Origin of the sequence: Hufsiella ginkgonis, assembly GCF_009834915.1 — a bacterium.
In the GTDB taxonomy this organism is placed as follows: Bacteria; Bacteroidota; Bacteroidia; order Sphingobacteriales; family Sphingobacteriaceae; genus Hufsiella; species Hufsiella ginkgonis.
On record NZ_WVHS01000002.1, the window covers coordinates 205,008 to 218,747 of the forward strand.

A 13,740-nucleotide genomic window follows, 5' to 3' on the forward strand; every position below is an offset into this window, starting at 1 on the left:
GGTTAGAATTAATTTTTAGATGATTGATCAATTTCAAACCGGCAAACATTTTTCGTGGTAACTCAATGATGCATCCTTTTAAACATCATCATCATCCCGCATGGAAAGTCCTGGTTCTTAGTAGCTGGTGGTTAATTTAGGTCTAACTCTAAAATAAGATGAAAAGATCACCGTTTATTCTCCCCCGGCGGGGGAAGGAAATTCGGTCCCCATTTGTATCATCTTTATGATCAGCGGCGTCCTGGTCATTCGGGAGGCCACTTATTACGATAGGCAGAGCGAAGAAAAACAGCTGTGAAAACCGTACTTTTGCAGCTTCATCCGTACACGAACCCTATGGCCTGGCCCGAAAAACTAAAGCTGAACAAACGATTGATCCAATCCTTAACTGATATAGGTTATGTCAATCCCAAGGAAATTCAGCTAAAAACGATCCCCCGTATTAGCGGCGGGCAAGACATTATTGCCATTGGACCGGAAGGTTCCGGTAAAACTACCGCTTATATCCTCGCGGTGTTGAATCGCTTCCGGTACGCAGCGGAAGGCGTTCCCAAGGTGTTGATACTGGTGCCGGATAAGGACCGGGTGCTTGATGTGATCAGTCGTTTCGACCTCCTGAATAAGAACAAATCGCTCCTGGTGGTAGGCCTGTATCCCGCGCCGGGAACAGAAGCGCAAATGAACGCACTGGCGGACGGCGCCGATATCGTAGTGGCCACGCCAGACAGGGCCCGTGCGATCTACCTGAAACTCGGTCTCAACCTTAATAAAATGGAGATGCTGGTCATCGATGATGCTGAGCTTATTGTGAAGCAAGGGCTGCAGCTGCCCGTAGCCGAGCTTGCCAATAGTATGACTAAATGCCAGCACCTGGTTTTTACAGAGGTGATGCATGCCCGGCTCGAAAAAATGCTCGATCCGTTTATGAAGCTGCCCGCCCTGGTAGAAGTGGAGGATACCGACGGACAAACTATGGATGTGATCCCGCAGCTGCTTTACATCCTGCCCAATTTCGGGACAAAACTAAACCTGCTGAACTTCTTTTTGCAGGACGATGAAGTGTTTACCAAAACAGTGGTGTTTGTAAATACGCGCCAAACAGCCGAAACGATCCTGAGAAGCCTTCACACGCGCCTCAAACAAGCCGCCGCCATTTTAAATCCCTGGTTCTACGAGCTTCCGGGCTTTGCCTCCCTGGATGACTTCATGCGATCGCCGCAGGCCCGTGTATTGGTGGTGGTTAACGATCCTTCGGAAAATTTCGGCGTAACCGGCATCCCGTTCATCATCCATTTTGAACTCCCGGATGATAAACAGGTTTATATTTCCCGGGTGACCGATCATAATCCCGGCCGGGAGTCGGCGACCATGGCGCTAACCTTCGGTACCGACCTCGAGCTTTCGGTAGTACGCAAAATCGAACAGGCCACCGGGCAGAAAATCCCTGTTGCCGGGCTTCCGGAACACCTGCTGATCGAAAAAGAACGAAAAGCCAAACGCACGGGTGAGTCTAATCCAAAACAGCCGGAATCCACGATAGGTGAAGCTTTCCATGAGAAGAAAGCCGGCAACGCGAAAAACTATAACTATGGGGGAGGGCAGAAGGCTAAAATGAACAAAAAGCGTAAACACGGGTGAATATTCCCGCCCTTACGCTTTTCGCTGACCGTTGATCAAAGCCCTGGCTATTTAAATTTCGAAATATGCGTGGTTTTGATAGAGAGCAGGAATGATTTTCCAACACTCATCTTCACACTTCTATCCTGCAGAAATGCACGGCTAACTTCATCGGAAGTTAACGCTTCGTATAAGTCGCGCGCTACCGCGGAACCGCTGATATTGTTTACCACCTTGCCGTTTTCCATCAGCATATTAAACGTGTAACCCGATCGTCCGCTGTTGCCGGCCGATTCAAAATCCGTAAAATTTAATTTGAATTCCTGGGATTCGTTAATACTTTTTTTAAGATGTAACCTGATGACCGGGATATATTTTTTCCAGGTAGCTAAATATTTTCTTTCTTCCATGCTTGCTGTAAAGGTATGTTTTAATGATGAAGTATTTAATTAAGAAATATTTACATTTTTACAGTACTATGTATTGTATAGTACCATGCAAAGCTTTATCTTTGATCGTAAATCAAGTATAAAATGAAAAAGATCACAATGATATCGACCATGGCCATATTACTAACCGGCATCGTCGCCTGCCGGCAGGCGAGCCCGCATAGCACGATGACCGTACAAACTGACTCCGTTCATCTCAAGATTGAAACAGCGGGTAACGTTGTTTTTAGCAGGGACGAAGATTTTATCGACGCCATATCCGAGAATGGTTTTCTGAAATATGATAAGAACGGCAAAACGCTTATTGCCGAAGGTGACGGCAAAGGCAATATTATTTATGAAGTAAACGGCGGCGAAAAAACGACCACTCCTGATGATACGGAAAGACAATTTATCCGGTCGGTGGTAAGGGAGATCATGAGGCAAAAGAAGAATCAAAAGAAATAACTACAACTGCATCATAACAATCCAGGTAGACTGTCTCCGCTTAGACAGCCTGTTTGTGCATCACCGGGTAGAAGGACGCTGCGTTTTGCCGGTTACACGAGGATTTCAACCACATCCATCGTTCGGTGATTAAACTTTTTTAGGGCTCCATAGTTATTCATTAACCTATTGTGAACAACATGACCCTGGAAAAATATGTCGCCAAACGCGACTTTACAAAAACCGCCGAACCCAAAGCAGGCAGAAGTAAGGATAAGAACAAGTTGCTGTTCGTGATCCAGAAACACGATGCATCACGCCTGCATTATGATTTTCGTTTAGAAATGGATGGCGTGTTAAAAAGCTGGGCCGTACCCAAAGGCCCGTCCACCGATCCGAAAACGAAACGACTCGCCATGATGGTGGAGGACCACCCGTTTGATTACCGCAATTTTGAAGGCATTATCCCGGAAGGCGAATATGGCGGCGGAACTGTGATTGTGTGGGACCAGGGCAGCTACGAACCCATCGACGAAATAAAAGGCAAGAAAGCCCAGGAGAAGCATCTGCTGAAGCAGCTAAAATCAGGCTCCGTAAAGATAAAGCTGCATGGCGAAAAGCTGGAAGGGGAGTTTGCGTTGGTGAAAACCCATGGAATGGGAGAGAACGCGTGGTTGCTGATTAAACACGACGACGATTTCGCCTCGAAAAAAGACGTGACTAAACTCGATAAATCCATCCTTTCTGGAAAAACCATTGAAACGATGCAAAAAACCAGCGACAAGGTTTGGAAAGAAGGGCATGAACAGGAGCTTGAAAAATCAGAAAAGACCGTCGTAAAGAAGCAGGCAAGGAAAAAAAAAGCAGCAGAACCAGTTGAACAAGGCGATATTGATGAAGTTGAAGCCGGAACGACCGACGTAGCTTCAGTATTAAAAAAAGCGCCGGAATCACAGTTCCCAACGGGCTTGAAACCAATGCTGGCCACCCTTGTAGACAAGCCTTTCGACGACCCGGATTGGGTATACGAAGTAAAATGGGACGGTTACCGCGCGTTGGGATTTATCGACAAAGGTACGGTGGAACTGCTTTCGCGGAATAAAAAAAGCTTCAATGAAAAATTCTACCCTATTTATGAGCTGCTGGGGCAGTGGGACATCAACGCCGTGATAGATGGCGAGATCCTGGTACTGAACGAAAAAGGCATCTCTAATTTCGGGCACCTGCAGAACTGGCGCAGTGAAGCAGATGGCGAGCTGGTTTATTATGTATTTGATATCCTCTGGTACGAAGGCAAAAACCTGATGGACCTCCCGTTAAATACACGACAGGCCATCCTGAAAGACGTGCTGCCTACCGGCGATGACCGTGTCCGCGTAAGTAAAGTGTTCGATGCCAGCGGCACCGATTTCTTTAATGCCGCAGAGCGGATGGGCCTGGAGGGGATCATCGCCAAGAAAGCGAGCAGCACGTACTTCCCGGACCTTCGTTCCAGGGAATGGCTCAAGATCAAGGTCCACAAACGGCAGGAGGTCGTGATCGCCGGTTTTACCAGGAACGCAGACACTTCCAAACAGTTCAGCTCGCTCTTACTGGGTGTGTATGAAAATGGCGCGCTTCAATATGTTGGCAAAGTTGGCACGGGCTTTTCAGACAGCCTGCAAAAAGACATGATGAAGCAGTTTACACCGCTGATCACGGAGGAGAGTCCCTTCCGGCAGATCCCGGACGTAAACAAGCCTTCGCGTTTTCGCCCCAATCCGCCGAAGGCGAAAGCGACCTGGCTGAAACCGGAACTGGTATGTGAAGTGGCTTTTAGCGAAGTGACCAGCGATGGTGTTTTCAGGCATCCTTCCTTCCAGGGGATGCGCGAAGACAAAAAAGCAAAAGACGTAGTTCGTGAAACGGCAGCATCCACGGAAGCTGTGGTGGAAGAAACCCCGGAACCGGCAGATACGCATGCCACCGCCATTACCCCACCCCAAAATAAGGGCCGCAAAACATTACTGAACCCGAAAGATGAAACGCAGGTACGCAAGATTTGCGGGCAGGAGATAAAGTTTACCCACCTAAGTAAATTATACTGGCCTGAAGATAAGGTAAGTAAACGGGATATGTTTAACTATTATTACCAGGTGGCCGAGTATATTCTGCCGTATTTACATGACCGGCCGCAATCGCTCAACCGTTTCCCGGGCGGCATCCATGGCAAGAGCTTTTACCAGAAAGACGTAAAAGGGAAGGCGCCCGATTGGGTGAAAACATTCCCCTACACCACCAGCGACGGCGAACACAAAGAATACCTGGTAGGTACCGATGAAGCAAGTTTGCTATGGATGGCATCCCTCGGCTGCATCGAAATGAACCCCTGGTTTAGCAGGATCCAGTCGCCGGATAACCCGGATTATTGCGTGATCGATCTTGATCCCGACAAGAACACCTTCGACCAGGTGATCTCCGCCGCACTCGAGGTAAAGAAGGTGCTGGACGCGCTTGAGGTCCCTTGTTTTTGCAAAACTTCAGGTTCTACCGGCATGCACGTTTACATCCCCTTGGGTGCCAGGTATTCCTATGATCAGTCCCAGCTGTTTGCGCGCCTGGTAGTGAATATCGTGCACCAGCAAATACCTGATTTTACCAGCCTGGAGCGCATGATCGCAAAACGAAACGGAAAAATGTATCTCGATTTCCTGCAAAATCGCCCGGGCGCCACCATCGCCGGTCCGTACTCCCTGAGACCCAAACCGGGTGCTACGGTCTCTATGCCGCTTCATTGGGACGAAGTAAAACCGGGCCTTACCATGAAGCATTTTACGATCTTTAATACGCCCGACCGGCTTAAAGCAGAAGGCGATCTTTTTAAAGGAGTATTGGGCAAAGGAATAGAGCTGGATAAAGTAACCCGCAAAGCAAAGGAGATTTTTGGCTGAATCGCGTCCAAAACTTGTACCTGGTTCATCGCACCGTGAGCATTGAGCAACGCTAGCGGGAGGAGCAACGCATAGCCGGCATATCCGGGTTCTGGAACAACATGCCTGCGGCATCTCAACCGGATCTATCTTACCGGTAAAGGCTGGATGTTTGAACAGGATAACCAGAAGATCGTCCGCTCCGCTTCCGGGGACAAACTGCTTGCCCGTGAAAAAGGTTACGAAGAATTCACCAAAGCAGATGAAAAAGAATTCGCCTATGCAAAATCCTGGTGGAAAGAACAGCAGTCATACTGGGCTACCGTTCGCCGGGCGTGGGATGATGTATTCGCTCAGAAGGAAACCGTAAGCCTGAAATCCAACTTGAACGGGAAGGTGCTCTTCGAAAAATTGTTCGACCTAGGCGATCAATCGGTAAAGGAAAATGTAACGCAGATAAAAGCCGCGAAGAAACACGTAAGGTGATCGCCGAATACCTGGAGAAAAGCTGACCGGTAAGCTTCAAACTAATTCGGGTCTCGTTAGTTATAATTGCGCGAAGCAACACCCTAAAAACCCCGCATGAATTACGACGATATTCGCGCGCTTCTCGGCAAGGACCAGGAATCGCTCTTTGAACACGTTTCTCACACGTTTCCCGGCGAAAGCCTGCATAAGCCGTCGCCGGCCGTAATCGACGACATCTTTGTGCAAACGAACCGCAATGCACAAGTGTTGCGAAACCTGGCCTCCATTTATCGTCATGGGCGATTGGGCGACACCGGGTATGTCTCTATTCTGCCGGTCGACCAGGATATAGAACACACTGCCGGTGCATCGTTTGCCGTAAACCCGATGTATTTCGATCCCGAAAATATTGTCCGGCTGGCCATCGAAGGCGGATGTAATGCCGTTGCTACCACGTTCGGTAACCTGGCGATGGTTTCGCGGAAGTATGCACACAAGATCCCGTTCCTGGTGAAGATCAACCATAACGAGCTGCTTACCTATCCTGCTAAATATGAACAGATCCTGTTTGGCTCTGTAAAGGAGGCCTGGAACCTGGGCGCGGCGGCAATAGGGGCTACCATCTATTTCGGCTCCGAGGGTTCATCGAGACAGATCACAGAAGTAGCCAACGCGTTTGAAGAGGCGCACTCCCTGGGTATGGCTTGCGTCCTCTGGTGCTATACACGCAACGGCGGTTTCACCAAAGATGGCATCAACTATGAAACAGCCGCGGACATTACGGGCCAGGCCAACCACCTCGGCGTTACACTGCGTGCCGATATCATCAAACAAAAGATGCCCGACCGCAACGGCGGGTTTACCGCCATAAACTTTTCTAAAAGTCACCCGGCTATGTACGACAAACTTTCGGCGGATAATCCCATCGACCTCTGCCGGTACCAGGTGGCTAATTGTTATATGGGACGTATCCCGCTGATCAATTCCGGCGGCGAATCCAAAGGGGAGAGCGACCTGGCAGACTCGGTAAAGAACGCAGTGATCAACAAGCGGGCGGGTGGCTCAGGCCTTATTCTCGGTCGCCGTGCTTTCCAGCGCCCGTTCAAAGAGGGCGTGGCGCTGCTGAATGCCATACAGGATGTATACCTGTCGAAAGAAATAACCATAGCCTGAGGCGGTTAGAAATCTTCATATAAAGAACATCATATTATCGCTATTTTGTGGGCCAGTAACCGTTAGGCAACTAACGCCTGTATAAATAGCCGTTCCTGTCAATGAAGAATATCATTACCCTCACGCTCAGTCCTACCATCGATAAAAGTACTGTAGTAGATAAGTTTATTCCCGAGCAGAAGCTGAGCTGCGCACCCCCGAAATTCGAACCGGGTGGCGGCGGCATTAATGTATCGAGGGCGTTGAAAAAATTAGGGACTCCTTCTTTTGCGTTATACCCCGCAGGAGGCGTTCCCGGTCAGTTGCTGCAGCAATTGCTGGATGCCGAAGACGTGATGAACCACGGTATCGCTACCCGCAATCCCTCGCGGGAGAACTTTATCGTGGTAGAATCGGCTACCAACCAGCAATTCCGCTTTGGAATGCCCGCCGTTGAGCTGTTTCCGCAGGAGGAAGACCTGATCCTCCATACGTTAAAGGAACTGTCGCGCGGTGCGGGGTACGTAATCGCGAGTGGCGGCGTTCCTCCAGGTATCACCCCGGGCTTCTTTGCCAAACTGGCCAGGATCTGTAAAGCCGCTGACGCCCGCTTTGTGGTCGACACGTCTGGCGATGCCCTCGAAGAAGCGGTTAACGAGGGCGTTTACCTGCTCAAACCCAATCTCGGTGAACTAAGCCACCTCCTCGGAAAAGCGGAGCTCGATAACGACAGCGCAGACGACGCCGCCCGGGAATTGATAGGCAAAGGCAAATGCGAAGTGGTGGTGGTGTCGATGGGGGCGCAGGGCGCATACCTCGTGTCGGCCCTGGAAACAAAGCATGTGGTGGCGCCCGTAGTAAAAAAGCAAAGCACGGTAGGCGCCGGCGACAGCATGGTTGCGGGGATGATCCATGCACTTTCTAATGGCAGTACGCTTACCCAAGCGGTAAGAATGGGCGTGGCTTGCGGATCTGCGGCGACGATGAACCCCGGTACCGAACTTTTCCACCCGAACGATGCGCTCAGGCTATACAGCCGCATCACAGACCGTGGCTAGGCTCGCTCAACGTTTATTCTTTAACAAGGCAAATCCCGAAAAAGCGGCGATAAGCAGCAGTCCCCCGGCCAGGTATTTCCTGTGCGCCCGGGGCTTTCCCGGAAGTCCCCATCCGCCATGCGTACTCGTACCGAACTTTAGCGGGTCGAACACATTGCCGCTGGTAACCGGGATGGGATCAGCCTGCTTAAGGTAATGACCGATAACGGCGCGGGTGATATTGCGGGTTAGCACCGGGAACAAGCCATAAGAAATACGCAGCAGCGCGGCAATGCTCCCCACCGATTTATTGGATCGCGGGTTCTTCGCCAGGGAAACCATCGCCTGGGCTACCCGCCGGGGATCATACACCGGGGGAGCAGGTTTCAGTTGCTTGCCCGTGAAATTTGCGGCATGCTGGATCCCCGGGGTATCGAGAAAAGCCGGGTACAGGTCGCAGATCACAATTCCCGGCAAGCGGGAAAGCTCTGCTTTAAGGGCCTGCGAGAACCCGCGCAACCCGAACTTGCTTGCCGAATAGCCTACGCCGTAAGGTACGGGCAGGTATCCGCCAACGGAAATATTGTTAATAAGAATGCCTTTTTGCTGGTCCCTAAAATAGGGCAGCACCGCATGTGCCCCGTACAGGTAACCAAGCAAGTTTGTTTTTATTACGTGGGTATGGATTTCTACCGGGGTTTTATCAAACTCACCCGCGGCCAGCACGCCCGCATTGTTTATCCATACATCGATGGCGCCGCCGTATCGGTTAGCCGCCTCCGCCAGCCGGATCATATTCGCCGGCTCGGTCACATCGGTCACTACCGCGATGGCGTGGCCGCCGGCAGCTTCGCATTCTTCAATCAGGGCGCCTAAAGCGGCTTCGTTCCGTGCCGCGAGCACGAGCCTGGCACCGGTAACCGCAAATTCGAGTGCAGCCGCCCGTCCGACACCACTTGATGCCCCGGTGATCACCACGGTCTTATCTTTCAACGGAAAAGGATCTTTCATATAAAAGACAACTACCTGCGCTTGGGATTGTTTTTGATCATTTTGCTGCTATCATCGTGGTGAGGTACTTAAAATCTTCAAGCACCGCCGCCGACGGGTAAGTTCGGACGGTATCGGCACTGCCTGTTGTTTGCCCGCTCGCCGAAAAGGCTTGATGGCACAATTGAAGAGCGATTAATAAGACGCGATGCATAACCTGATATCTTGTTTTTTTATGTAACCTGCCAAGCGTTTTCACCTATGATAACATCCTACAATACAAAGAGAAATTACTATAGAAATGCCCCCTTTAAAAATCCCTAAATTTGATGTCGTACCTGTGTACTAACCAGTAAACGCAATCCTGTATCCACCGCAGGAAACAAAGTTCCTGATGAAGAAAATTGCATATTTATTTAGTATTTGCCTGGGGCTCGTTTTCCTGTTCCCGAACATTGGTCGGGCAAGGCAAGCAGGAAAAGGTAAAGTAACCATCGTGCGTTTGAATAGCCATGTGCGCGTTAAATTTGGCGCGGAGAAACTGGCAGGTGCGCTGCGCGCGAAGGGTTACGAGGTCAGCCTGCTTACCCAGGGAAGGGCGCCGCTTACGGGCCGCACCATCCTGGTAGGTGTATACGGCGAAAAGTGGCTATGGCATTCGGCCGATATAAACCACATCTGGCTCAACAAGCCGAAGAAAGAAGGATTCTCGATCAGCTCCGGTAAAACGACGTCGGTAGTAGCCGGTGCCGATGCCTCAGGCACGTTGTACGGCTGCATGGAAATTATCGAAAGATTGAACCAGGCCGGTACGCTTCCCGCCTCGTTAACCCTGACGGATCAACCGGAGATGGTGCTGCGCGGTACTTGTATCGGCCTTCAAAAGCCGGTATACCTCCCGGGACGGGGTGTTTACGAATATCCTTACACGCCGGCGACCTTTCCATGGTTTTATGATAAAGCACTATGGATCAAGTACCTGGATATGATGGTAGAGAACCGTTATAATTCCTTGTACTTGTGGAATGGTCACCCGTTCGCTTCGCTGGTAAGGCTTAAGGATTATCCGTACGCCGTGGAGGTAGACGAAGCCACCTTTAAAAAGAACGAGGAGATCTTCCGGTTTCTCACCCGAGAAGCGGATAAACGCGGCATCTGGGTGATCCAGATGTTCTATAATATCATCGTTTCCAAGCCATTTGCGGAGAAAAACAACCTGAAAACACAGGACAGGAACCGGCCGATCGTTCCCTTGATCGCCGATTATACACGCAAGTCCATCGCCGCCTTCGTAGAAAAATACCCGAACGTCGGCTTAATGGTCGCACTGGGCGAAGCGATGGAAGGTGTGGGAAACGACGACATAGAGTGGTTCACTAAAACGATCATCCCCGGTGTAAAGGACGGGTTAAAAGCGCTGGGTAAAACCGATGAGCCACCGATCGTACTGCGCGCGCACGATACCGACGCTCCCGCGGTGATGAAGGCCGCGCTGCCGCTCTATAAAAACCTGTACACCGAAGCCAAATTTAACGGCGAAGCCCTCACCACCTACGAGCCGCGCGGCCCGTGGGCAGACCTGCATCGCACGCTGAGCCGTATCGGCACCGTCCAGATCGAAAACGTGCACATCCTGGCCAACCTCGAGCCTTTCAGGTATGGTTCAGCCGATTTTATACAGCGATCGGTGAAAGCCATGCACAGCGTATACGAGGCGAACGGCCTTCATTTATACCCGCAGTCTTCCTATTGGGACTGGCCTTATACTGCCGACAATGTCCCGGGCCGGATCCTGCAGGTCGACCGCGATTGGATGTGGTATAAAACCTGGGGCAGGTACGCTTGGAATGCACAGCGCGACCGGGTGGGCGAGATCGCTTATTGGAGCGACCAGCTGGGTGCCCGGTACGGTTGCGAACCTGCAAAGGGCCGGTTAATTTTAGATGCTTATGAAGAGGCAGGTGAGATCTCTCCCAAACTCCTGCGGCGCTATGGCATTACCGATGGCAACCGCCAGACGCTTACACTCGGCATGCTTATGACGCAGCTCATCAGCCCGAATAAGTTCGGTCTTTTTCCTTTGTTATATAATTCGGAAGCACCGGAAGGGGAGATGATCATCGAATATGCCGAAAAGCAATGGAAGAAACAACCGCACGTCGGCGAAACCCCTGTTCGGGTTGCCGCTGAAGTGGAGGCACATGGTAAAAAAGCCATTAAAGCGATAAATGACGCATTGCCTTTTGTTACGCGCGATAAAACGGAATTTGAACGGCTGCGAAACGATATGTACTGCCAGGCGGCCCTTGCCGATTTTTATGCGGAAAAGGTGCGCGCGGCTTTACAGGTACTTCGTTTCAAGTATTCCGACGACATCGCCGATCTCGAAAAGGCGTTCCCTTTACTTCAAAAGAGCGTGGCACATTTCCGTGAGCTCACCGGGTTAACAGAGAAAACTTATTTGTACGCCAATAGCATGCAAACCTCGCAGCGAAAGATCCCGATGCGCGGAGTCGACGGAACGTACAAGGAATGGCGGGAAATGTTACCCGTTTATGAGAAAGAACTGGGCAACCTGAGAAGGAATATAGATTCGTTAAAAAATGCAAAAGGCGCGGTAACACAGTCGGCAGTCGTGGCGTTTAAAAATGCGACGGTAACGTTAACAGGCGCCGCCGGCGAGAAAATTACGCTTAGCACAGGCGAAAGGGTGTTCGGGGATACCGCTGCCGTGATAACCGGGATGGTCCCGGAGCTGAGAGGCCTTGCCGCCGTCCGAACGAACGCAGCTAAACAAGAAGCGGACGGAACTATCGTTAATTTTACCTGTACGGCCCCCGTAAAATTGCTGGTAGGTTATTTTAATACCAGGGACCAGCGTTACCTGAAAGCCCCGAGGCTGGAAAACGATGCCAATGCAAATGAGTTCGGGCAGGACGAGATCCGGATAGCCAATGCGCTGGTCATAAGCGGATTAACGCCGGTAAATGTACATGTTTTCTCCGTTTCCGCGGGTACGCATTCCATCAGTTTGGGCAGGGGAAGATGCCTGGTACTGGGGTTTATTCCCGGCACCCAGGCCGTTAAAACATATGATGCCGCATTAACGAATGAACGTGATGTGGACTGGCTATTTAACTGATATGATGACAACTATTAGGAAATACTTAATTATTACTTTATTCTTTGTCGTTCATGCCGCCTATGCACAGCAAAAAAGCTTGATAAATACGGCGCAGCTGAAACCGTATATCGATTCTTTTAACGCAGAAGATCCGGAAGCGGTTAAAAATTTCATCTCGAACGACCAGTCTTTGGCATGGCTTTCCGCCAATATCCCGCTGTTCGACTGCCCTGATTCCGCCATTCAGAAGGTGTATTATTACCGGTGGTGGACGTTTCGTAAACACCTGAAACAAACCCCGGAAGGCTTTATTTTCACAGAGTTCATCACCCCGGTGAACCATGCCGGTAAATATAACGCGGTAAGCAGCGCGTTGGGTCACCAGGTGTTCGAGGGGCGCTGGCTGCGCGATCCCAAATACATCAGCGACTATATTTCGTTCTGGTTATACGTCGACCCTAAACATACCAAGCCTGTATTCCACGGCTTTAGCAGCTGGGTAGACTATGCGGTGTACCACCTTTACCTCGTGAACCTCGATAAAAGCTTCGTTCAAAAGAACCTGGCCGCTTTGGATGCCGATTACGCCCGCTGGGAGACCGAAAAGCGCGAGCCCGGGGGCCTGTTCTGGCAATTTGACGTCAAAGATGCCATGGAGGAATCGATCTCCGGCTCGCGTAAGGACAAGAATGTGCGGCCCACCATCAACAGCTATATGTACGGTAATGCCATGGCGCTTTCGGCTATGGCAAAGCTAACCGGCGATGACAACCTACAGAAAAAATATGCGGAGAAAGCGGCTGACCTTAAATCGAAAACCGATGCCCAATTATGGGATAATAATGCTTCATTCTATAAAGTAAAATTCGAAAAAGGTGGCTTCTCTGACGCCAGAGAAGAGATCGGGTTCATTCCATGGTACTTTAACCTGCCCGAAGACAAAGCGGCTTACGCGAAACAATGGTCGCAACTGCTCGACCCCGCCGGGTTTAATGCGCCGTGGGGGATCACTACGGCAGAACGGCGCCACCCGCTGTTCCGTACACACGGGTCGGGGCATGGCTGCGAGTGGGACGGCGCAGTATGGCCTTTCGCCACTACGCAAACATTAAAGGGATTGGCAAATCTCCTGACGGATTATAAGGTTCACGGCAAAATGAACGCGGCCGTTTATTATAATGAGCTCCATAAGTATGCAATGTCTCACCAGATGGGCGGTAAGATCTATATCGGTGAGTACCAGGACGAAAAGAACGGCGAATGGTTGAAAGGTGATAATCCCCGCAGTCGTTTTTACAACCATTCGGGTTTTGCAGACCTGGTAATAAACGACCTGGTAGGCCTAAAGGCCCGTCCAGACGATATCCTGGAGATCAACCCCCTTATCCCGCAAGGCGAATGGGATTGGTTTTGCCTGGACAAGGTACGTTATCATGGCAAAGACATCTCCATTTTATGGGACAAAACCGGCCGCAAATATGGAAAGGGGAAGGGTTTCAGGCTGTTCGCTGATGGCAGAGAGATATATTCAGGTAAAAAGGTGAGTCATGTACAGGTTAAGCTTTGAA

At 50.6% G+C, this 13,740-nt stretch carries 10 protein-coding genes; 8 read left to right on the forward strand and 2 right to left on the reverse strand.

What is annotated here, in order from left to right; genetic code table 11:
- Positions 1–294 precede the first annotated feature (294 nt).
- The gene (locus GS398_RS07685) at positions 295–1,638 is read left to right on the forward strand and encodes a DEAD/DEAH box helicase (RefSeq protein ID WP_369410241.1); all 1,344 of its coding nucleotides are present in this window, start codon (positions 295–297) and stop codon (positions 1,636–1,638) included.
- Between the two features lie 47 nt (positions 1,639–1,685).
- Here the strand turns inward: GS398_RS07685 and GS398_RS07690 are convergent, their stop codons facing one another.
- The gene (locus GS398_RS07690; protein WP_160906191.1) at positions 1,686–2,027 is read right to left on the reverse strand and encodes a hypothetical protein; all 342 of its coding nucleotides are present in this window, start codon (positions 2,025–2,027) and stop codon (positions 1,686–1,688) included.
- A gap of 123 nt (positions 2,028–2,150) precedes the next feature.
- Between GS398_RS07690 and GS398_RS07695 the strand changes: the two genes are divergently transcribed.
- From GS398_RS07695 to GS398_RS07715, 5 genes are all read left to right on the forward strand, one after another.
- Positions 2,151–2,513, forward strand: coding sequence for a hypothetical protein (locus GS398_RS07695; RefSeq protein WP_160906192.1), 363 nt, complete (start codon positions 2,151–2,153; stop codon positions 2,511–2,513).
- A 179-nt stretch (positions 2,514–2,692) separates the two neighbouring features.
- The gene (gene ligD / locus GS398_RS07700; protein WP_160906193.1) at positions 2,693–5,422 is read left to right on the forward strand and encodes a DNA ligase D; all 2,730 of its coding nucleotides are present in this window, start codon (positions 2,693–2,695) and stop codon (positions 5,420–5,422) included.
- Positions 5,423–5,527: 105 nt separating this feature from the next.
- A complete protein-coding gene (locus GS398_RS07705; RefSeq protein ID WP_369410259.1) occupies positions 5,528–5,887 on the forward strand; it encodes a DUF6607 family protein in 360 nt (119 codons plus the stop codon).
- A gap of 96 nt (positions 5,888–5,983) precedes the next feature.
- Entirely contained in the window at positions 5,984–7,042 is a 1,059-nt protein-coding gene (locus GS398_RS07710; protein WP_160906195.1) for a class I fructose-bisphosphate aldolase, read from the forward strand.
- 101 nt (positions 7,043–7,143) lie between these two features.
- The gene (locus GS398_RS07715; protein WP_160906196.1) at positions 7,144–8,079 is read left to right on the forward strand and encodes a 1-phosphofructokinase family hexose kinase; all 936 of its coding nucleotides are present in this window, start codon (positions 7,144–7,146) and stop codon (positions 8,077–8,079) included.
- A gap of 6 nt (positions 8,080–8,085) precedes the next feature.
- Here the strand turns inward: GS398_RS07715 and GS398_RS07720 are convergent, their stop codons facing one another.
- Entirely contained in the window at positions 8,086–9,069 is a 984-nt protein-coding gene (locus GS398_RS07720; RefSeq protein WP_160906197.1) for an SDR family oxidoreductase, read from the reverse strand.
- A 373-nt stretch (positions 9,070–9,442) separates the two neighbouring features.
- Here GS398_RS07720 and GS398_RS07725 point away from each other — a divergent pair, with 373 nt between their 5' ends.
- Together GS398_RS07725 and GS398_RS07730 are read left to right on the forward strand one after the other, a co-directional pair.
- The gene (locus GS398_RS07725; RefSeq protein WP_202405990.1) at positions 9,443–12,190 is read left to right on the forward strand and encodes an alpha-d-galacturonidase; all 2,748 of its coding nucleotides are present in this window, start codon (positions 9,443–9,445) and stop codon (positions 12,188–12,190) included.
- Position 12,191: 1 nt separating this feature from the next.
- Positions 12,192–13,739 (forward strand): MGH1-like glycoside hydrolase domain-containing protein, encoded by a 1,548-nt coding sequence (locus GS398_RS07730; protein WP_160906198.1) that lies wholly within the window; start codon positions 12,192–12,194, stop codon positions 13,737–13,739.
- Position 13,740: the final 1 nt, after the last annotated feature.

Excerpts from the sequence above, each read along its gene's own strand:
- GS398_RS07710 (WP_160906195.1), top strand. The coding sequence starts at position 5,984 with ATGAATTACGACGATATTCGCGCGCTTCTCGGCAAGGACCAGGAATCG.
- GS398_RS07730 (WP_160906198.1), top strand. The coding sequence starts at position 12,192 with ATGATGACAACTATTAGGAAATACTTAATTATTACTTTATTCTTTGTC.
- GS398_RS07720 (WP_160906197.1), bottom strand. The coding sequence starts at position 9,069 with ATGAAAGATCCTTTTCCGTTGAAAGATAAGACCGTGGTGATCACCGGG.
- ligD (WP_160906193.1), top strand. The coding sequence starts at position 2,693 with ATGACCCTGGAAAAATATGTCGCCAAACGCGACTTTACAAAAACCGCC.
- GS398_RS07715 (WP_160906196.1), top strand. The coding sequence starts at position 7,144 with ATGAAGAATATCATTACCCTCACGCTCAGTCCTACCATCGATAAAAGT.
- GS398_RS07725 (WP_202405990.1), top strand. The coding sequence starts at position 9,443 with ATGAAGAAAATTGCATATTTATTTAGTATTTGCCTGGGGCTCGTTTTC.
- GS398_RS07690 (WP_160906191.1), bottom strand. The coding sequence starts at position 2,027 with ATGGAAGAAAGAAAATATTTAGCTACCTGGAAAAAATATATCCCGGTC.
- GS398_RS07695 (WP_160906192.1), top strand. The coding sequence starts at position 2,151 with ATGAAAAAGATCACAATGATATCGACCATGGCCATATTACTAACCGGC.